Annotated in this window: 18 protein-coding genes and 1 tRNA gene; 17 read left to right on the top strand and 2 right to left on the bottom strand. The window is 39.4% G+C overall.

Features of this window, described 5'->3' with window-relative positions; translation table 11 throughout:
• Positions 1 to 51: 51 nt before the first annotated feature.
• The 16 genes from JMN32_RS18000 to JMN32_RS17930 all read left to right on the top strand — a co-directional run bounded on the left by JMN32_RS18000 (position 52) and on the right by JMN32_RS17930 (position 15,132).
• Entirely contained in the window at positions 52 to 3,099 is a 3,048-nt protein-coding gene (locus JMN32_RS18000; protein WP_202857757.1) for a cyclic peptide export ABC transporter, read from the top strand.
• Positions 3,100 to 3,148: 49 nt separating this feature from the next.
• Entirely contained in the window at positions 3,149 to 4,096 is a 948-nt protein-coding gene (locus JMN32_RS17995; protein ID WP_202857756.1) for a TauD/TfdA family dioxygenase, read from the top strand.
• A complete protein-coding gene (locus tag JMN32_RS17990) occupies positions 4,096 to 4,890 on the top strand; it encodes an aspartate/glutamate racemase family protein (RefSeq protein ID WP_202857755.1) in 795 nt (264 codons plus the stop codon). Before JMN32_RS17995 ends, JMN32_RS17990 begins: the two co-directional genes overlap by 1 nt.
• 108 nt (positions 4,891 to 4,998) lie before the next feature.
• The gene (locus tag JMN32_RS17985) at positions 4,999 to 5,727 is read left to right on the top strand and encodes a thioesterase II family protein (protein ID WP_202857754.1); all 729 of its coding nucleotides are present in this window, start codon (positions 4,999 to 5,001) and stop codon (positions 5,725 to 5,727) included.
• A gap of 10 nt (positions 5,728 to 5,737) precedes the next feature.
• On the top strand, positions 5,738 to 7,063 hold the full coding sequence (locus tag JMN32_RS17980; RefSeq protein ID WP_202857753.1) for a cation:proton antiporter domain-containing protein: 1,326 nt from the start codon (positions 5,738 to 5,740) through the stop codon (positions 7,061 to 7,063).
• A gap of 77 nt (positions 7,064 to 7,140) precedes the next feature.
• Positions 7,141 to 7,212: transfer RNA gene (locus tag JMN32_RS17975), tRNA-Glu, on the top strand.
• A gap of 291 nt (positions 7,213 to 7,503) precedes the next feature.
• Positions 7,504 to 7,761, top strand: coding sequence for a hypothetical protein (locus JMN32_RS17970; protein WP_202857752.1), 258 nt, complete (start codon positions 7,504 to 7,506; stop codon positions 7,759 to 7,761).
• Positions 7,762 to 7,961: 200 nt separating this feature from the next.
• The gene (locus tag JMN32_RS17965; protein ID WP_202857751.1) at positions 7,962 to 9,122 is read left to right on the top strand and encodes a hypothetical protein; all 1,161 of its coding nucleotides are present in this window, start codon (positions 7,962 to 7,964) and stop codon (positions 9,120 to 9,122) included.
• Positions 9,123 to 9,725: 603 nt separating this feature from the next.
• A complete protein-coding gene (locus JMN32_RS17960) occupies positions 9,726 to 9,950 on the top strand; it encodes a hypothetical protein (RefSeq protein ID WP_202857750.1) in 225 nt (74 codons plus the stop codon).
• A 13-nt stretch (positions 9,951 to 9,963) separates the two neighbouring features.
• Positions 9,964 to 11,547 carry a S1C family serine protease gene (locus JMN32_RS17955; RefSeq protein WP_202857749.1) on the top strand — a complete coding sequence of 528 codons (1,584 nt, stop codon included), beginning with the start codon at positions 9,964 to 9,966 and terminating at the stop codon, positions 11,545 to 11,547.
• A 281-nt stretch (positions 11,548 to 11,828) separates the two neighbouring features.
• Entirely contained in the window at positions 11,829 to 12,158 is a 330-nt protein-coding gene (locus JMN32_RS17950) for a hypothetical protein (RefSeq protein WP_202857748.1), read from the top strand.
• Positions 12,159 to 12,426: 268 nt separating this feature from the next.
• Entirely contained in the window at positions 12,427 to 12,750 is a 324-nt protein-coding gene (locus JMN32_RS17945; protein ID WP_202857747.1) for a hypothetical protein, read from the top strand.
• Between the two features lie 846 nt (positions 12,751 to 13,596).
• Positions 13,597 to 13,767, top strand: a complete 171-nt coding sequence (locus JMN32_RS27385; protein WP_238354533.1) for a hypothetical protein — start codon at positions 13,597 to 13,599, stop codon at positions 13,765 to 13,767.
• A gap of 99 nt (positions 13,768 to 13,866) precedes the next feature.
• On the top strand, positions 13,867 to 14,079 hold the full coding sequence (locus JMN32_RS17940; RefSeq protein ID WP_202857746.1) for a hypothetical protein: 213 nt from the start codon (positions 13,867 to 13,869) through the stop codon (positions 14,077 to 14,079).
• Positions 14,080 to 14,118: 39 nt separating this feature from the next.
• Complete coding sequence (locus tag JMN32_RS17935) at positions 14,119 to 14,970, top strand: toll/interleukin-1 receptor domain-containing protein (RefSeq protein ID WP_202857745.1); 852 nt, start codon at positions 14,119 to 14,121, stop codon at positions 14,968 to 14,970.
• A 21-nt stretch (positions 14,971 to 14,991) separates the two neighbouring features.
• The gene (locus JMN32_RS17930; protein ID WP_202857744.1) at positions 14,992 to 15,132 is read left to right on the top strand and encodes a hypothetical protein; all 141 of its coding nucleotides are present in this window, start codon (positions 14,992 to 14,994) and stop codon (positions 15,130 to 15,132) included.
• Positions 15,133 to 15,149: 17 nt separating this feature from the next.
• On the opposite strand, the gene JMN32_RS17925 is transcribed toward JMN32_RS17930, so the two are convergent.
• Together JMN32_RS17925 and JMN32_RS17920 are read right to left on the bottom strand one after the other, a co-directional pair.
• Positions 15,150 to 16,406: an MAC/perforin domain-containing protein gene (locus JMN32_RS17925; RefSeq protein WP_202857743.1), complete on the bottom strand. Its 1,257-nt coding sequence runs from the start codon at positions 16,404 to 16,406 to the stop codon at positions 15,150 to 15,152.
• Between the two features lie 39 nt (positions 16,407 to 16,445).
• Positions 16,446 to 17,573 (bottom strand): hypothetical protein, encoded by a 1,128-nt coding sequence (locus JMN32_RS17920; RefSeq protein ID WP_202857742.1) that lies wholly within the window; start codon positions 17,571 to 17,573, stop codon positions 16,446 to 16,448.
• 803 nt (positions 17,574 to 18,376) lie between these two features.
• On the opposite strand from JMN32_RS17920, the gene JMN32_RS17915 reads away from it, so the two are divergent.
• Positions 18,377 to 18,578, top strand: a 202-nt coding sequence (locus JMN32_RS17915) for a transposase (RefSeq protein ID WP_202857741.1), incomplete at its 3' end; no start/stop codon positions are given.

The raw sequence follows: 18,578 nt of genomic DNA, 5'->3' as shown, positions 1-18,578 counted from the left end.
TAGAATAATGTTAAAATATGCTGGTGATCTAGCCACATGAATAGCACTGATATGATAAAAATAAAAATGATTATCTGCGTCCTTGTCGCAGTATGGAGTACCAATGTGCTTTTGGCTCAGAGCGATGATCTGGATAGGGTATTGGCTGAAGCCGAAGTAATAGCATTGATGGATGAGGGTGATATACCTGGAATGAGCATTGTAATAGTGAAAGACGGAAAGCCGTTCATCAGGACTTTCGGTTATTCGGATCTGGAGGCTGAGAAGAAAGTTACACCAGCTACACTTTTTGAGTTAGGATCGTGTAGCAAGGCATTTACCGCGATGGCTGTAACCCAACTGGCGGAACAGGGCAAAATTGACCTGGACAAAAGCGTATCTGATTACCTGCCCTGGTTTAAAGTAAGCTATGAGGAAGCTCCACAAACTATAACCATTGAACAGTTGCTCCATCACACCAGCGGTATCCCTTGGAATACCATAGCCAAAATTCCGGAGACGACAGATGACGATGCCCTGGAGAGTACCGTTAAACAGTTAATAGGAGAAGAGTTGGATGAAATTCCAGGTACAAACTATGAGTACGCTACTATTAACTACGATGTGCTGGCCCTGATTGTACAGGAAGTATCAGGCCAGTCATTTGAGAACTACCTTCAGCATAATATTATAGACAAGCTGGGGCTGGATAATACAACAGTAGGTAACCCATTGGATACTAATGTGATGGCTGTCGGATATAAAATCGGTTTTTTTGTCCCTCAGGTATATGATGCTCCTGTTTATAGGGGAAACTATGCTGCCGGCTATGTAATCTCCAATGCCAATGATATGGCGAAGTGGCTCACCTTTCAGATGGGACAGGGAGACTCATCTATGTATGCCCTGGCCAGGTTGACCCACCTCAGAGATAAAACCGTTCCACTGCATAATATGGCTTCATATGCCCGTGGCTGGCATGTAAAGCTCGATGGTAGCGATGAAATACTGCACGAGGGTGCTAACCCTAACTTTACCTCTTATGTAGCATTCAGGCCAGATGAGAAGATGGGGGTTGCCGTGTTGGCTAACTCAAATAGCAAGTATACCCCCGTGATCGGTCATAAAATTTTGAAGGCAATGGCCGGAGAGGAGATAGCCAGAGAATTTGATCCGGGTGATGGAAATGATAAGGTTTATTCATCGATATCTTTGACTTTGGTGTTGTATATCTTTATCGTGATCGGTTTTACGGTCATGGGTATCAGGGCGATATTCAAAGGAGAAAGGGCCTATATTCCCCTTACATGGAGCAAAGTCGGTAAATTCCTGAAAGCTTTGCTGCTGATAGTACCGTTTTTATTTGCCTTTTATATCTTACCACAGGCCATTGCCGGTTTTACATGGGAGGCTATTCTGGTATGGTCACCGGTGAGTTTTGCTGCATTGATCATATTGGTACTGACTGCTATGGCAGTCAGTTACTTAGCATATTTTTTTACATTATGTTTTCCGCTTAAAAACCAATATCTTGGCAAAGTTCCGGTTATACTATTGATGAGTATACTGTCGGGACTGTCGAATGTTATTCTAATTGTAATGGTAACTTCGGCTATTGGTTCCGATATAGAGCTCAGGTATATAGTCTTCTACTATGCCCTTATACTGGGTGTATACCTTTTGGGGAGAAGATTTGTGCAGGTTAATCTCATCAGATTTGCCAGAGGGTTGGTGTATGACCTGAGAATAGAACTGATAGATAAAATATTTTCCACCTCTTATCAAAAGTTTGAATCTATGGACCGAGGCAGGGTATATACAGCTTTGAATGACGATGTCAACTACATCGGGGAGTCGACTAATGTGTTTGCTACCCTGATCACCAGCATCATCACTGCTGCCGGAGCCTTTATTTACCTGGCATCAATAGCCTTCTGGGCTACGCTGCTCACCATCTTTTTGATCCTGGCACTGTCGGCCATTTACTTTTTTGTGGGGAAGAGTACCAACGTTTATTACGAAAATGCCCGAGACGAACGCAATGTGTTCATGCGGTTGATCAATGGTATGATAGACGGCTTCAAAGAGATCAGTTTGCATAGAAATAAAAAACTCGCCTATAAAGAGGATGTGGCCATTAGTGCTGAGCAATACAAAAAGAAAATCTCCACTGCTGATATTAGATTCGTTAATGCTTTTCTGGTAGGAGAGTCTTTGCTTGTAGTATTGCTGGGGGTAGTGGCCTTTGGTATGCCGGAAATGTTTCCCCACATAGAGCTTTATGTTTTAATGAGTTTTGTGGTGATACTTCTGTACCTGATAGGGCCCATCAATGCCATACTTGGAGCCATGCCTGCAATGATGCAGTTAAAGGTGGCGTGGAACCGCCTGAAGCATTTCAGGGAGGAGATACCAGCCAATCTGGATCTTAGTGCACTTCCTGCACCCCGACCCCCAGAGGTAAAATCTATTAAGATCAGGCAGGTGAGCTTTAGCTATAAGAAAGAGAATAAAGATGAGCAGTTTAGTGTAGGCCCTATAGATATGGAGGCCTATGCAGGGGAGATCCTGTTTTTGATCGGAGGTAATGGAAGTGGGAAAACAACCTTCGCCAAACTTTTGACCGGTTTGTATACACCCGATCAGGGCGAGTTGATGATCAATGATGAAGTTGTTGACAGTGCAGAAGTTAGTGAGTATTTTTCAACCGTATTTAGTCCTGCACATTTGTTTGAGAAACTATACAGTCAAAATGTGACGGATAGGGAGGAAGAAGTGAATAAATTATTAAAATTACTTCAGCTGGACCATAAAGTGGTGATTAAAGAAAATACATACAATACCATTGAACTTTCGGGAGGCCAGCGTAAAAGACTGGCACTGTTTCAGTGCTACCTGGAAGATTCACCCATTTACCTCTTTGACGAATGGGCTGCCGATCAGGACCCTGAGTATCGGAAGTTCTTTTACAGGACATTGCTCCCGGAGATGAGAAAAATGGGTAAAATCATTGTAGCCATCACTCACGATGACCACTATTTTGATGTGGCTGACAGGATATACAAAATGAATCAGGGCAAGTTGGAGCCTTACAAAACAGAGGAGACAATGGCCTGCTAACAGATTTTTTAATAATCTTAAAGAATTCTAAAAGACAAAAATAAAAGAGATGAGCGAAACTACTAAAAAACTGACTTTGCCAATGGCAATACAACTGGATGAATTAAGTCCGGATGATTTCATTGCCTATTACAAAAAGAATGAGAGTGACATCGAGAGAGACCTATTGGAAGTTGGGGCTATAAAATTCCAGGGAATCCAGATCGAGTCTATGGAAGTTTTTCAGCATATTGTTAATTCAATAGCCAATAAGTTTTTGGCTTATATTGATGGCAACTCTCCCAGAACTAAGCTGTCGGGCAATGTTTATACCTCAACAGAATATGACAAAACACAACGCATCACCATGCACAACGAGTTGTCATACTCTGCCAAGTGGCCAGGCAAACTGTTCTTTAGCTGTATGCAGCCATCAGATACCGGAGGTGAAACACTGCTGGCAGATAGCAGAGAAATATTGAACCATATGGATAAAGACCTTGTCGATGAAATTGACAAAAAGGGAGTAATTTATATCAGAAATCTACATGGAGGAAAAGGAATAGGCCCCTCATGGCAAGATACTTTCGAGACGGAAAATAAAGAACAGCTGGAGGCATATTGTAAGCAATATGGCATAGAGTTTGAATGGAAAGAGGATGACAGCCTGAGGCTAATACAGAGAAGTAAGGGGATCGTTGAGCATAGAAGCAGTGGAGAGCGAGTGTGGTTTAACCAGGTCGATCAGTTCCACCCAAGCCATCTGGACGGCGAGATTTATGAGATGATGCAGTTTATGTATGAATCAACAGAAGATTTTCCTATGTTCGTTAAGTTTGGCGATGGTACACAAATAACAGAAGCCATGGTTAAGGAAATTTTGAATACTACTGAAAAGTTGACGATAGCTCCGCCATGGGAAAGAAATGAACTGCTGATTGTGGATAACGAACTGGTAAGCCATGGAAGAAACTCCTTCACCGGTGAGCGTCGTGTACTTGTATCAATGACTGAGTAATGGATCTGGAGCAAGATAATGTAATTGGCATAGTCGGGGGGGTAGGCCCCCAGGCTGGCCTGGCCATGTATGATTACATACTGCGCTATACTAAGGCTGCTAAAGACCAGGATCACCTGTCCGTAGTTTTGATGTCATTCCCCAGGCATATCGCTGATAGAACAGCCTTCCTGGATGACCCGTTGCGCCCAAACCCTGCTTATAACATAGCCAGGGTAATACTGAACCTGGAACAGGCTGGGGCGAAGGTGGTAGGTATTGCCTGCAATACCTCTTACGCACGAGAAATTTATAGTGTGATTTTAGACGAGCTTAGTAAAATGAACAGCCAGGTATCACTTTTAAACATGCCTAAAGAGACCTGCAGGTACATTAAATCAAACCATTTACATGTACGCAGGGTAGGGGTAATGAGCACCAACGGGACTTATAGGTCTGAAGTGTATAAGCATTTGCTTGAAGGGTATGGCTTTGAGGTCATTCTGCCCGATGAGCAATTTCAGAATGATGTGATCCATAGAATGATCTATGATGAAAATATAGGTCTAAAGGCCAACCCGGACAAGGTCACTTTCGATGCCAAACAGCTGATGAGGGAGGCTTTGAATTACTTTGCCAATGCAAAGGCAGAAGCTGTTATACTTGGTTGTACAGAGTTGTCATTAGTAGCACCCTATGTTACTCCCAACGATATTGTTTTGGTAGACTCCTCGGAGGTACTGGCCAAAGCGCTGATCCGGGAATCACTTGCTAACGACAAAGCAAAAGGCACTGGTAGTCCCATACTGACATAGGCAGGTGGTTTTTTCCTCTGTTAAAGTAATGACCTGGAGAGATTAGAGTAGTTGGAAGCTTATAACTCTCGTGAAAAATATCTGTAGTATTTCTAATCAACGTACTTGATGATGATGAATAAGATAAAATTGTTTTGTCTCCCATATGCAGGAGGCTCAGCCGTGCTTTATAATCAATGGAAAGACTACCTTGAGCCTTATATTGAGTTGCGCCCCATAGAGTTGGCAGGAAGAGGAAAGCGAATTGCAGACCCTCTTTACGATAATATAGATGCCATGATCAATGATGTGTATGAACAAATAGCAAAGGAGATTGAGCATGAACCTTACTTGTTGTTTGGGCATAGCCTCGGAGGAGTGGTAGCCTATGAAGTTGCTCAAAAAATAAAACAAAACGGTCTTCCCGATCCGTTGAACCTGATTATATCGGGAAGGGAAGCTCCACATGTAACCAGAACTGATAAAAAGAAATACCATTTAATGTCAACGGATGAGTTAAAGTGTAAGGTTATAGCCCTGGGAGGTACCTCTCCTGAATTTTTTAAATACCCTGAACTCATGAATCTGTTTCTTCCCCTGTTGAGGAATGATCTCAAACTGATAGAAAACTACACCCATAGCGCCGAAATTACCCCTCTGACCTGCGATATAACCCTGTTTTTTGGCAAAGAAGATGACCTGACCGAGGAGCAGTGTTATGGATGGAGCCAATATACTCAGGCTAATTTCCAGTTACATTACTTGGAAGGAGGTCATTTTTTCCTGATCAGTGAGCAAGAAAAGATTACAACAATCATAAATCGCGTTTGTAAAGAAAGCCTAATCACCTATTTATAATCGTATTTGTATGAACAACCTCGAATTATTCGTTGCTGTTACCATTGCCGTTATCGTTATTATGATGGCAGCCCAGATTTGTGGCAAATTGATTACTTTCATTGGTCAACCCAGAGTGGTAGGGGAGATGATCTCCGGCGTGTTGCTGGGACCAACCTTGTTTGGAAACTACTTTCCTGAGTTGTCAGCAAGCCTTTTCAATGAAGAAGTGATGCCTATACTTTTTGTGCTCTGTAACCTGGGGCTATCCATCTATATGTTTCTGGTGGGGGCAGAGATCGATTATAAGCTCTTTAAGAAATCCACCATAAAGCAGGCCGGGGCACTGTCACTTACCGGTACACTTTTCCCTTTCGGACTGGGCGTGCTGGCCGCTATAATGTATCATGATACACTGGCTATGGAAGGCATAAGCCTGAGCACCTTTGGAATCTATATGGGTACGGCACTTGCCATCACCGCTTTTCCCATGCTCGCCAGGATATTACACGAAAAAAAGCTTATCAACTCAAAAATAGGAGCCCTATCGTTGCTGGCAGCAAGTGTGCAGGATGTCATCAGCTGGATTCTTCTTTCGTTTGTTACCGCTATGGCCATTAGCCAAAGCTACAGTGGAGGCTTCGTTACCCTTGGAGGAGCCTTTTTATTTGTATTAGTAGTTTTTGGTATAGTGAAACCTATATTGAAACGTGTGGCAAAGACTACTGAGAAAAACGGAGAACTCAGCCAGGCACACTTTGCCTTTATACTCATTTTACTGCTGGCAGCAGCACTGGCTACAGATGTTATTGGTCTTTACTCTGTATTTGGAGGGTTTGTGTTAGGGTTAGCCATCCCACGCACTGCCGGACTTATTGAAACATTGACTGTTAAGCTGAAGGACATCACCATTGTGATGTTCCTGCCTATTTTCTTTGCCTACTCAGGCCTTAGCACTAACCTGCTCGTGTTTCAGAATACGACGATTATATTACCAGGGCTAATCATTTTATTATTTTCTATTGTAGGGAAGTATGGTGTGTGTGCCGTAACCATGAAAGCCTCTGGGTATTCATGGAGAGAGTCATCAGCCATAGGCGGTTTGATTAACTCAAGGGGTTTGATGGAGTTGCTGATTGCTAATATCGGTCTGCTTTATGGAGTGATTACGCAAGACCTGTTTTCAATCCTCGTGCTGATGGCCATTGTCACCACCTTGGGAGCCATGCCCATTTATAACCTATCCATGAAGGCATCTAAATATAAGAAAGGGCAGGCAGAACTCGGTACAGAGTCGGTTCATACTATGAAGGTACCTGGAAAAGTGCATGAAGACGAGCTAGAGGCCGTTCCATAAAAAAAATAATAAAAAAATATGCTGCCCCCTTGTTTTTAAAATCCGGCCCATTATATTTGCACCTCCATTAACGAAATGGCCCGTTCGTCTAGGGGTTAGGACGCCAGGTTTTCATCCTGGTAACAGGGGTTCGATTCCCCTACGGGCTACGAAAGGCCGATTATCATTCGATAATCGGCTTTTTTGATTATAAATATCTTAGAATCAGCAAATTAACTCTTGATTCTCGTTTCGATAATTCTTGTCTAAAAATTGCAATATATCTTCTTAATTTTATAATCTGCTGAAATTCAGATAATTGTGTGGTTCGATTTCCTCGTATGGGTTGACTTAATATTACTGACTTTTCCCCTCAATATACCCAAGGTTGGGTATTGACAAAGTTATATGTCATTGATTAGATTTAGTATTACTAATAAAAAAGTTCTTAATGTAGATAAATGGATATAAATCAAATAGTAACAGATTTGGGATTAGCTGGTATAATAGCATTCTCAACTAAAGCATTAATAGAAAGCTTTTTTAAGAAAAGCATTTCCTATTATGAAAAACAATTAGATATTAAACAGGAAGCTTATAGATTGGAAATAAATAAATCCTTAGAAACATATAAATCTGAATTACATTTATTTAATCAAAAAATATCAAATCTTAATACTAAGCGGCTCGCAAACGTAAAAACAGCTTTGGGAAAGTAGATCGTGAGGTTAGGAAAGTTTTTGCGGCAGTTGTTGAGGAATGGATTAAATTAAACGCTTGTTATACCCGATTTTTGTAGTTTGTAAACGTTTCTGATCGGTTAAGTATTTGCTGTTCAGGTTATAGCGTGTGAATAGCTATATGTGAAATAACAAGCATACTGTTATATAGATGTTATGCTCAACTGAAACAAACTTGCATGAAACTTAAGACCTTTTACTCATGGCAGTCTGATCTTCCGAATAACTCTAATAGAGGGTTTATTAACAGCTGTCTAGAAAAGGCATTAAAAGAAGTATATAAAAACAATGAGATTATTTCAGAATTCTCTATAGAAAGTGATAGTAGGGATGATGAAGGAACCCCTGATCTTGTAAGTAGCATTTTCAGCAAAATTGATAGCTGCGATATTTTTGTGGCTGATATTTCCATCATTAATAAGGAGGTAAATACTCGAAAAACCCCCAATCCCAATGTGTTAATCGAATTAGGTTATGCATGTAGCAAGATTGGCTGGGAAAAAACTATTTGTGTTTTTAATTCAGATTACGGACTTATTGAAAATCTTCCTTTTGACATTCGAAACAGAAAGCCAATTACCTTTCATACTAAAGTTGATAAACAAATCAATAAGGAATCATTCATAAAGTCCTTAACAAATAGTATTCAAGGAATAATTGACAATAAGCTTAGTAACAAAAAGTATTATAAATCAATTAAAAGAGAGGTAGACTTAGGAATTCAAGCCATTCTATTTGATATACTTAAGATACTATATTTCGACCATCCTGAAAACATAAAGAAATATGAATATAACCGTCTACTACACATCACAAAAGAAGAGTTGATTTCTGAATTGGAAGAAAAAGAATTTTTAGGCTTTCAGCTGTACAAGAATCACAATTTGAATATCTCAGATTTCAAAGAATTCTTTAATGATGATTCAAACATGCACTTCTTCAATGAAAAAGAGAAAAACATACTTGCTCAATTCATTATGGAGCTAAAAAAACTTTCAAAACTTTTTACATCTAAAGAGGTTTTCAAAAATTCAGAAATGACAAATAAATATATTGTTGTTTCTGGGAAGAAGATGAATCCAAATAATCCAGACAATGGATATATTTTGCTCGAAAAAACAAAAAAGAATGAAGGAATTGTAAGAGACAGTGGGGATTTTGAAAATATTTCAGAAAATGAAATGCTAAATTTAATAACTATAAAAACTGAATATTTAAACACAGTTACTCAAGCAATTTTGGAAGTGACATCAGTAGCTAATGATTGGATCAGAGCAACAGGTGGTGTCTTTATTATTAATGAACGAGAATTAAAGAAAAAAGAGCATAACAAAACCTAAACTGCATTAAAACGCAGTTTAGCCAAGCGTTAGGTGAAAATTCTTTAACACTTACCATGCCACCTTTTCAAAAACCTCAATTGCAGCCAAATCAGCCAGTAAAAGGTTCGATATTTGTCCGCTAGGGGCTACGAAAAGCCGATTATCTCAAGATAGTCGGCTTTTTTAATTTTAAGTTATTGGTATTCAGTTTATTATAGCATATATCGCATTTCGATAGTTCCTCTCTAAAAACAGCGCTAATTTTCCTTTTTATTCGTAAGTATTTGGTAACAAGTAAATTATGGGGTTAGATTTCCTCGTATGGGTTGTCCGAATTTTATTGACTTTTTCTATCAATATACCCAAGGTTGGGTATTGAAAGTTATTCAGTATTTACTAGCTTGGGGAAGCTTTGGAGATGTGGAGTGACTAGTTTGGATTAAAGCGTTATATCCGTTTATAGTCATCTGTAAAAAGTTTGTTGTATATGTACAACGTTACATATTTTAAATGCTATGCACAATGCAGTGGAACAATTCCGTGCTTCGAAGACCTCTGCACATTTGCTTGCCGCTTAATCCAGCGCGACAATAAAACAACCTGATAAGTAAATGATAAGTTATGAAGTCATTTTATATTGAAACCGACCAACTAACTCAAGTAAGGAGAACATTGAGATATGTATTTAATGAGAAAGAAGACGGTGAGGTATCATTCGTTAAAGTTGTTGACCCGGTTACAGAGGAGGAAGTCACATTGGAGGAAATGAAAAGAGAAACATCTCCAGACACATTGTTGAATATTACTACAGCTTACAAAGCCAACTATAAGAGAGTGTACTTCTAAAAAATATAATGTCATGAAACCATTAGCACTATTGCTCATCTTTCTATCTGGCTCTGTATTAGGACAGCCATTTACTACCGAGAACCCAAGCGTGGGTTCAACAAATTGTGGTATATGTAGAATATCGAAAGTTATTGTCGACAAGGACTACACAAGAGTATTGGTTGAGGTGGACGCACAGAAGAAAGGTAACCCTTGGATTCAAATAAGTAAATGGACAATATTGATTCCATATAGCTCTGCCGCTTTAGTTTCAGACTTGAGGAATCTCGATTTGGAGATTCCTACACCAGCTTCAACCGATCCATCATATCTTGCAATCTGGCGAGACGTTGCCGACAAAAGAAAAGCATCTCAAAATCAATTTTTAGAAATGGGTGGACATAACTTGATACGCGAGCTCGAAGGTTTGCAACTGGATACCAAATATGGTATTAAATCGAAGGACGAAACACAGAAATTTCATTTTTGGATGCGCTTTGCACCGCTCTCTCCAGGTGTAGAGGAGATTTTAATAATGGAGCTTATTGACGGTGGCTTTGAATGGGTTCGCATAAAGGTAAGAAACCCAGACATGACACCGAAAACAAACTGGAGTGAGTTCACTTTGAAAAGTGAATGGGAAAAGAGTGGTTTGGATTTGGTTGAGGGGATTTATGAAAGTACAACGACATACAACAATACCAAGTATCGCCTCGCATTAAAAAAGAATGCTGAGAACTATGACTTAATCTACCTGTCTGGTGCTTCTAATCCAATTTGGAGGACAGGTGATATAAAAGCTCGGGTATTGAGAACTGCCAGTCATAATCTGTTCAAATCTAAGTGGTATATGAGCGATAAAACTGTAAATAAAGATCAGTACATTTCATTCGACAAGGGCGTTATGAAGGTCACTCAAAGTGGTGGAGGTGAGGATCAGTTATTTTTAAAATTATATCCAACGACATCAAGTGATTTCAGTTCAGGAAATTCAGTTTTAACATCAGGGACAGGTTTTGCAATATCACAAGACGGATACATTGCGACTAATCATCACGTAATACAAGGTAAAAAAATCAAAGTAAGAGGAGTAAAAGGTGATTTCTCGAAAACATATGAAGCGAAGGTTGTTATTGAAGACAGGAACAACGATCTCGCCATCATAAAAATTGAAGACTCAAATTTCACAACACTTGGTATCCTTCCATATAAAATAGATAACAACATAGCGGATGTTGGTGCGTCTGTATTTGCACTTGGTTATCCATTACGGGCAACTATGGGTGACGAAGTCAAGTTGACTAATGGAATAATTAGTTCAAAGACGGGATTCCAAGGAGATGTTACCGCATATCAAATAAGTGTTCCTGTTCAACCAGGTAATAGTGGCGGACCATTGTTTGATTCTAAAGGAAATGTAGTTGGAATAATAAATGCAAAACATGCCTTGGCTGAAAATGCTTCCTACGCGATTAAAACCAATTATCTATTGACCTTAATTCAATCAGTCAAAAATAAAGTGGCTGTCCCGACATCAAATATGTTAGCAAACAAGGTACTTTCAGACCAAGTGAAATTTGTAAAAGAGTTTGTGTATATAATTGAGACTAACTAAGTACCAAACGTCATTCGACATTGTCAGCAGTCGAAAAACGTCCAGGGAAAAAGTTTCTACAGGTGTACATTACAGCAGCTATTTGCAATGGCTGGTTGATGTGTAAGTATAAAGTTTTATCTTCGTTATTACCTTCATGACGGTGGACAAAGATGATTCAAAACCAGTCACTGCAAATAGCCAAACGTTACCTTTTTTAAATCTTGATAATGGATAAAGAGAAAATGTACACGAATGTCTTACGAACCCTCAAATCAGAGGACTCTTTGAACGAGTATGAATTGGCTAACAAACTCTTCAAGTCCAAGCGGGTAACCTCCGACCAGATACGAACCACATATGACCTTTTGGACGAACTCCTGAACAAGGGACTCGTGAACAAAAAGAAACTTGTGAAGGATTCAGTCACTATGGACAGTGGAAACATTTTTGAGTCAGTAGACAACAGATTTTCCATATCTCTGGACGGGTTAACTCACTTGAAATCCTCATCTCCTAAAACTGCAAAAGCGACAGCAACTGCTATAGTGACAACAATTAAGAAGATATTCATCGGTGTTGCAGTTGGTCTATTGGTTTGGTGGCTAACAACCCAATCAGGAATCTTTTGAACCCTGAAACGAAAGTAACAAACAATAGCACAAATGGTCTCGTTGCTTTATGCCTACTTTAACGGGACTTTCCCATGAATTTACCGCCAGATACTTCCTGGCGTTGTGCTCCTTGCATCTTGTTGGGCATTTTACTTTGTGTTTTTCATTACTCTCCAGTTATTGTTTCGCTCCGACAGATTCACTACCTTCACCGCTATTCATAACCAAATAGGCCACAAACGCTATCTGGTCGTTATTGAGACAATTTCAGGAGAATTTGAGTTAGATGGATAAAAAGACTTATATAAATGAAACTGTGCATGAACGGTTATCTTCTTTAATTTCAGAGGGAGAAAGACTTTGGGAGGAATTTAGGGCAAATGAAAAGGGAATAATTGAGGATATTGTTTCATTTACACGGTGGTCAACTAGTTGTTTGAACATTTTGGATAAATTGTCTGTATCTACTAATCGTTTCGTTAAACAATTTGAAATTTGGGTTATTGGTGGGCCTGGTCAAAAGATGAATATAGGAGCTGCACTAGGTATTCTGAAATCTGCTAAAGATGAATACTCTCTTGGACTAGCAATTGACTATCATCTTTCCTGAAGCTACAGAATTAGAAGCACTTGCAAAAATGAGAAATGACGCAGCTCATGGAGGAGAATTCAAGTACTCTAAAAAGCAAGTTGAGGCAGCTTTAACTAAGGTTCAAGACACATTAAATAGACTCCTAACCTCCAAATAGAAAAGGATACGTATCCATTAGTTTGGATTGAAATAACGCAATACGTCCGCATGGGCTCTATCTTTCCAGTCATTTACAATGCCACTTTTTCAAAAACCTTGATTGCAGCCAAATCAGCCAGTAAAAGGTTCGATATTTGTCCGCGAGGGGCTACAAATAAAAGGCTTGAATCTGTAGATTCAGGCCTTTTTTTATTTATGGGGAATCGAACGCCCACGCTCCCACAACTCACCCTGCAGGCTGGCCCCTCTCTAAAATAATCCACCGGATTATTTCTTAACGGTCGGTCCTCCCACGGGCTACAAAAGCAGAGCGAGAAACAGAGCGAGAAACAGAGCGAGAGCGAAGTTTTAACTCTGCTTTTTTACTTTTAGGCGTTTCGCCTTCCCGGAAGAAGTGTAGCGGAGTTCCGGGATCCCCTCAATCTTAGCAGAATTTCTATCTTAACCCTAATTTTTCCCTCAATATACCCAAGGTTGGGTATTGACAAAGTCATTGGTAATGATTTGCTTTAAATTCCGCTTGGAAGCGTAAAAATGACTTTCGGAAAGTAGATTGTGCTGTTGGGAAAGTTTTGAGGACATTGTTGAGCAAATTGATTAAATTAAAGTGCTTGTTATATCCGATTATAGTCATTTGTAAACGCTTGAGGTCGGTATAGATGTTAGCAGAAATACCGCAACTCATAATCGAAGCCCTAAAGAACCATGGAAGATTTAATAATGGCAGAATTTGAAAAGACCAATTCAAAACCAAGTCATGTCTTAATGATGCGCAACTTGAATCATAGTTTATTTAGAATGCTAAATCCGAAACAAAAAGATGAAATTGAACCTTCAATTAATAGGTTAATTGACAAAGGTTTTGTTGCTTATTAAGATGGGACTAATGGACCAGAGTGCTTAAGGCTAACTGAGGAAGGGTTCAAACAACTCTACTCGAATAGTAAATCTGTAGAAGAAATCGAGACCATAATTATGCATGAGTTTGAAAACCAAAACTCTCGAGCTGGACATCAAATCATGATGAAGAACTTAAACTTTAAAATTCTGCAAAAACTAAACCCTGTGGAAGCTGAACGATTTAATGAAGCCGCAAACAAACTTGTAGAACAAGGATATTTAATATACCATGATAACAACCCTCAAACTTTGGAATTAACTGAAAAAGGTTTTGACACACTTTATTAAAACTTTCGCTAATCATCACTAGCTAAAATAGTTTATCCCATGAGTATAAAAACTAATCAAGACAATATTGCGCGGATTGGAAAGGATATTGCTGGGTTAGAAAAGAAACTAGCAGACGAATCCAAAAAAGAACTTGACAAGACTAAACAGATAAACCTGATTGACAAGTCAATAACTAAGAACACTAGCCTCAGTTCTCTAAAGTCAAAACAAAGTCAAATGATTAGAATTCAGGGTGATCTAGCCAAGATTGCCAAAACTAAAGCTGATCTGACTAAAAAAATCGCAGATAAAAAATCACAAGAGCTAAAGTATCAACAGCAGCTTGATAGAGACTTGAGATCAGAAAGAACAAAAACGGAACAAGCTGATAAAAGGAGACGCCAAGAGGAACTAAATCACCACCGACAAATCACCTACGAGCTTCAAAAACAAAAGTCTCTTTCAACCGATATTAATATCAACAAAACAATTACCAGCCAGAAAAAATATGATTTTTTCATTTCTCATGCATCAGAGGATAAAGAGGGCTTTGTCAGGCTTCTTGCTGACCGATTATCAGATTTAGGTCTTTCAATTTGGTATGATGAATTCCAGCTTAAAATCGGGGACAGCCTAAGAAGATCAATCGATGAAGGACTAAAGAACTCGAAATATGGAATAGTAGTTTTGTCAACTGCATTTTTCAACAAAAACTGGACTCAATATGAACTAGATGGGCTTGTCACGAAGGAAATGAATGGAGTAAAAGTAATTCTTCCTATTTGGCATAAAGTGTCTAAAGATGAAGTGATTCAATACAGCCCAACCCTGGCCGACAAAGTAGCCTTAAATTCGTCAATAATGAGTATTTCTGATATTGCCAAAGAACTTAGGGAATTGGTCAACTAAAAAATTCTGCTAACATATGCTATGAATGAATGGGATTTCATTGGTCAGGATAGTTTTGTGGGGATTGGAAAGTCCGCCACAAGTTTTAAATTTAAATCAAGGCTTGGCTATGTGCGAGACGAGAGAAAAGGTGCTCCTAATGAACACCTTTTAAATACATGAATTTGTCCCGTCCGTGATTAACCAAAAGGATTAAGAATAGATGAAACCACACTTGAGTAATCCCCCATATTCAGATAAGGTTGCAGGTACTGAAGGGAACCTACAGAATTGTAACCATTGAGTAAACTCAAACATGTGTTTAAAGCATTTTTTGCATTTTCATCTCCTAAGCTAACCAGCACCAAACTTGGTAAAAGCTTAGAAGCAGATGCAAGATTCCAGTTTATTGCCTGATCTAACGATTTTGCCCAAGTATTATAGTCGTTAGTTGATCCAGCTGCTCCGCCAACCTGATCAATGGTGATATCCTGAAATTTACTGGAGGATGTTGTTTTAGAACTTGATCCCTGTGCATGCTGATAGGAGCCACCACCACCGATACCATCAAATGCAGCTTTAAATGATCCACCAAACTCCTCTTTTTTAGATTCTGCATCGCTAAACTCAGTGATCTTTGTTGTATCACTAGAGTAAAGTACACCACCTAGGGTAAACGTTAAAGGAACGTAATAACCCCACTCATTAAGAACTTCTAAAAGATTTGAGTATCCCTGCATTCCTTGAGAGTTATTATTTGGATCGCAATTCTTAACTGCTTCTTCGATAGCGTGGATGAATTCAGGATTCACCGAGAGAGAGTTCATAGCGACATCCAATTCCACCTTCCTTACTATAAATCGAGCATTCAAATATTCAGTCACCTCTTCAGATGAAGTTGAATGTTCCTGCTCATATTTGAAGTTAGCTTCTGCACTAGCATACGGACTTTCAAAAGAGATAGATCCTGAATCAGATCCAAAAGTGGTAAGCATTGATGTAACCTTATTGAAGGTATACGAGTAATCCACCTCTGTAAGGATACGAGGGTTGTTTGCGGCTGGCATGTTACCGTCTTTCCAATAGTATAAATCTTTGAATGTTTTCCCAAAGCCTAACTCTTGAGTAACTGTCAAGCCTCTAAAGATTTGAATATTTGAGAATAGTGCATTTTTCTCTGCAACTGACATTTGGTTGTAACGATCCACAGCATTTCCTCCTGGGAGCTGAGGGCTTCCAACGGTCAACTTCCCGTCATAAACTACCTCCGATAGAGGAATTTGTGGTTCTTGAGGTTTTTCAATTTCAGTTTTGCCATTCTCAAGAAAGAAGTCTTCTTGCGACATTAACCCTAAATTCTCAAGGGTTTTTCTGGTATCACTAAGCTTTGCATTAATGTCTAATTCGACGCTTTTATCAGCGCCACTGTTCGTGTTATTTACAGTAATAAGTTTCATTTTTTGTTCTTTTCTTTAATTGTAATTAATTGGTTCCAATTAGTTCCAGATATTGGGATCTGGAGCATTTATTCCATTAATAGTGGCGACAGCGTCTGCGTGACTCTTAAACACGAAGAAATAAACCACCACTTCCCCAAGTGCATCGGTCCAAGGATCTACAGTTACTGAAATAGGCTTACCAAATTGTTGATTTGAACTACCTCCATGAGTAGGAGTTCCCGGTTTTATACCATTTCCGGGTACCACTACGGCGCCTTTCTTAGCATCAGCTATTTGCCTTTGATTCGAGGCAGCTGTTTCATGAGCCATCGCCATCATTGGCCCATTTTCAAATAAGGCCATTTCTGTCGGAGCATTCAAAGGTGGTGGAGTAGCATTACTAGTTACGCTTTCTGACCCTCTGCTCCAATGAGTTATTCGAGCTGTTTTGAAGGTTACTCTTTGATATGACAAAGTTTTACCGGGTGCTATACTTACTTCATCCGTACCTTGTATTTGAATTGTGGTAGGAGGGTTACCAGCCCATCTTCTAAATGGTGCCCCAGTACAGTAGCTGTTAATGGCATTCTGATTGTAGGGTAAAAACAAGCCATCTACAACTGGTTCTCCTGAATCTGCACCAATGTATTCTGCATATCCTGCTGCCCCCCAAGAGCTAAGACTCATATCCACCACGGTACCATCAACACAAACGCAAACGTTATCATAGATTCCAGTTACATTTTTACTTGTAGGTATTACGTTAGTAAGCATCAAAGGAGGAAATGCCCCTATCTTTTGATTTTGCTCAATTGCGCTGGCATCAGTCTGATTCAATGTAACCTGAGCTCCAACATATCTATTGAACCACCAATCAACGCCAATCCCCATTAAATCTGGTTTAGACGTAGCAAATTCATTAGTTATAATGAGCTGTTGAGCTGGTCCCAAAACCCCACTCAAAGGGACTAGATGCTCAACGCTTTTTGCAATTAAACAATCATCAAGGTTCCTGGTGTCTTTGGCTTGATACGCGACAAATCGGTAACCAATGTTTTGAGCTTCATCATCAGGAGGCATAAAACCTGCAGATGTTAGTGTTGTTCTTATCTTATCAAGAGTTGTGCTAGTGTCTAGTTCGAAAACTTGATTAGTTGTTTGTTTGAAACAAGTTATTTTGGACATAATTCTATTTTTTAAGTAGTTCTAATTATTTCATATAGGCTTTTCCGTTCCTGCCTTTGTAATCAAAAAACTGATAATAGCTACTCAATCGAATCTCGTTTCTTGATTACATTTCAAAGTTGATCTATTGTTTTATAGAAATTCTACCGTAAAAGGGGGGTATTTGTGGATACCTCTTTTGGGGTACGATGAAAGCTGGGGTGGAGAATTGATCAATTTGAAAAGAGCATAAATGAGTAGACGGCCGTTAGCCATAAGCCCACGGTGCGCCTCTCACATTTATCTACCGGAATAAAATGTAGGTATGACCACCGTACGTGCGGGTCTCGTATACGGCGGTTCATTGAATTTTGGGTTTGAATTTCAAGTAGTAGCCCATCATACTTTCGTATCCTTTAAGGTGTGATAAGGTTATTGTAGTTCCTAAAACCGGACTCAGAGCTACTGCCTACCAGCTCATTCGGGTTCTGCTCCAGGCATGGGGAAGAAGTTAGCAGAAACCATAGTAGCTATCGGTCAACGAGCTCTGAAAAACAGGGAGGTGAATTCTATGAACTTTATCAGACTGAAAACTTGCAACAATTTCTGGTAGATTACATTAGACAGAACAAAAATGACTTTACGGACAAATGAAAAAAAGCCCGAACCGCTAATAACAGCTATAAGCAAGCCGGCCCCATCTAGCCCCTGGCTCTTCGACATTTGTAATGTCGAAGCCTTATCGTAGCGTTTGCAACGCGACACACATACATAATAAAAAAATGATTAGTAGGGTTTTCAACGTGGCACGCTAAATTAGCAGTATGGGATATGCATATGTAGTTCGAGATCAGGGGGCTGTACATTATGTGACATTTACAGTGCATCAGTGGGTAGATGTATTTACACGTCCTGAGTATGTAGATATTTTGTTGGCCAGTTTAAAGCATTGTCAAAAGGTAAAAGGCCTTGAAATATATGCGTGGGTTGTGATGAGTAACCACTGCCATTTAATAATACGAGCCA

The organism is Fulvivirga marina (assembly GCF_016775155.1).
Lineage (GTDB): Bacteria > Bacteroidota > Bacteroidia > Cytophagales > Cyclobacteriaceae > Fulvivirga > Fulvivirga marina.
The sequence above is the reverse complement of the archived record's forward strand: the minus strand, read 5'-3'. Positions and strand labels throughout refer to the sequence as shown.

Excerpts from the sequence above, each read along its gene's own strand:
- JMN32_RS27385 (WP_238354533.1), top strand. The coding sequence starts at position 13,597 with ATGGAAGATTTAATAATGGCAGAATTTGAAAAGACCAATTCAAAACCA.
- JMN32_RS17925 (WP_202857743.1), bottom strand. The coding sequence starts at position 16,406 with ATGAAACTTATTACTGTAAATAACACGAACAGTGGCGCTGATAAAAGC.
- JMN32_RS17990 (WP_202857755.1), top strand. The coding sequence starts at position 4,096 with ATGGATCTGGAGCAAGATAATGTAATTGGCATAGTCGGGGGGGTAGGC.
- JMN32_RS17955 (WP_202857749.1), top strand. The coding sequence starts at position 9,964 with ATGAAACCATTAGCACTATTGCTCATCTTTCTATCTGGCTCTGTATTA.
- JMN32_RS18000 (WP_202857757.1), top strand. The coding sequence starts at position 52 with ATGATAAAAATAAAAATGATTATCTGCGTCCTTGTCGCAGTATGGAGT.
- JMN32_RS17935 (WP_202857745.1), top strand. The coding sequence starts at position 14,119 with ATGAGTATAAAAACTAATCAAGACAATATTGCGCGGATTGGAAAGGAT.
- JMN32_RS17930 (WP_202857744.1), top strand. The coding sequence starts at position 14,992 with ATGAATGAATGGGATTTCATTGGTCAGGATAGTTTTGTGGGGATTGGA.
- JMN32_RS17995 (WP_202857756.1), top strand. The coding sequence starts at position 3,149 with ATGAGCGAAACTACTAAAAAACTGACTTTGCCAATGGCAATACAACTG.
- JMN32_RS17970 (WP_202857752.1), top strand. The coding sequence starts at position 7,504 with ATGGATATAAATCAAATAGTAACAGATTTGGGATTAGCTGGTATAATA.
- JMN32_RS17940 (WP_202857746.1), top strand. The coding sequence starts at position 13,867 with ATGCATGAGTTTGAAAACCAAAACTCTCGAGCTGGACATCAAATCATG.
- JMN32_RS17985 (WP_202857754.1), top strand. The coding sequence starts at position 4,999 with ATGATGATGAATAAGATAAAATTGTTTTGTCTCCCATATGCAGGAGGC.
- JMN32_RS17920 (WP_202857742.1), bottom strand. The coding sequence starts at position 17,573 with ATGTCCAAAATAACTTGTTTCAAACAAACAACTAATCAAGTTTTCGAA.
- JMN32_RS17965 (WP_202857751.1), top strand. The coding sequence starts at position 7,962 with ATGAAACTTAAGACCTTTTACTCATGGCAGTCTGATCTTCCGAATAAC.
- JMN32_RS17980 (WP_202857753.1), top strand. The coding sequence starts at position 5,738 with ATGAACAACCTCGAATTATTCGTTGCTGTTACCATTGCCGTTATCGTT.
- JMN32_RS17960 (WP_202857750.1), top strand. The coding sequence starts at position 9,726 with ATGAAGTCATTTTATATTGAAACCGACCAACTAACTCAAGTAAGGAGA.
- JMN32_RS17945 (WP_202857747.1), top strand. The coding sequence starts at position 12,427 with ATGGATAAAAAGACTTATATAAATGAAACTGTGCATGAACGGTTATCT.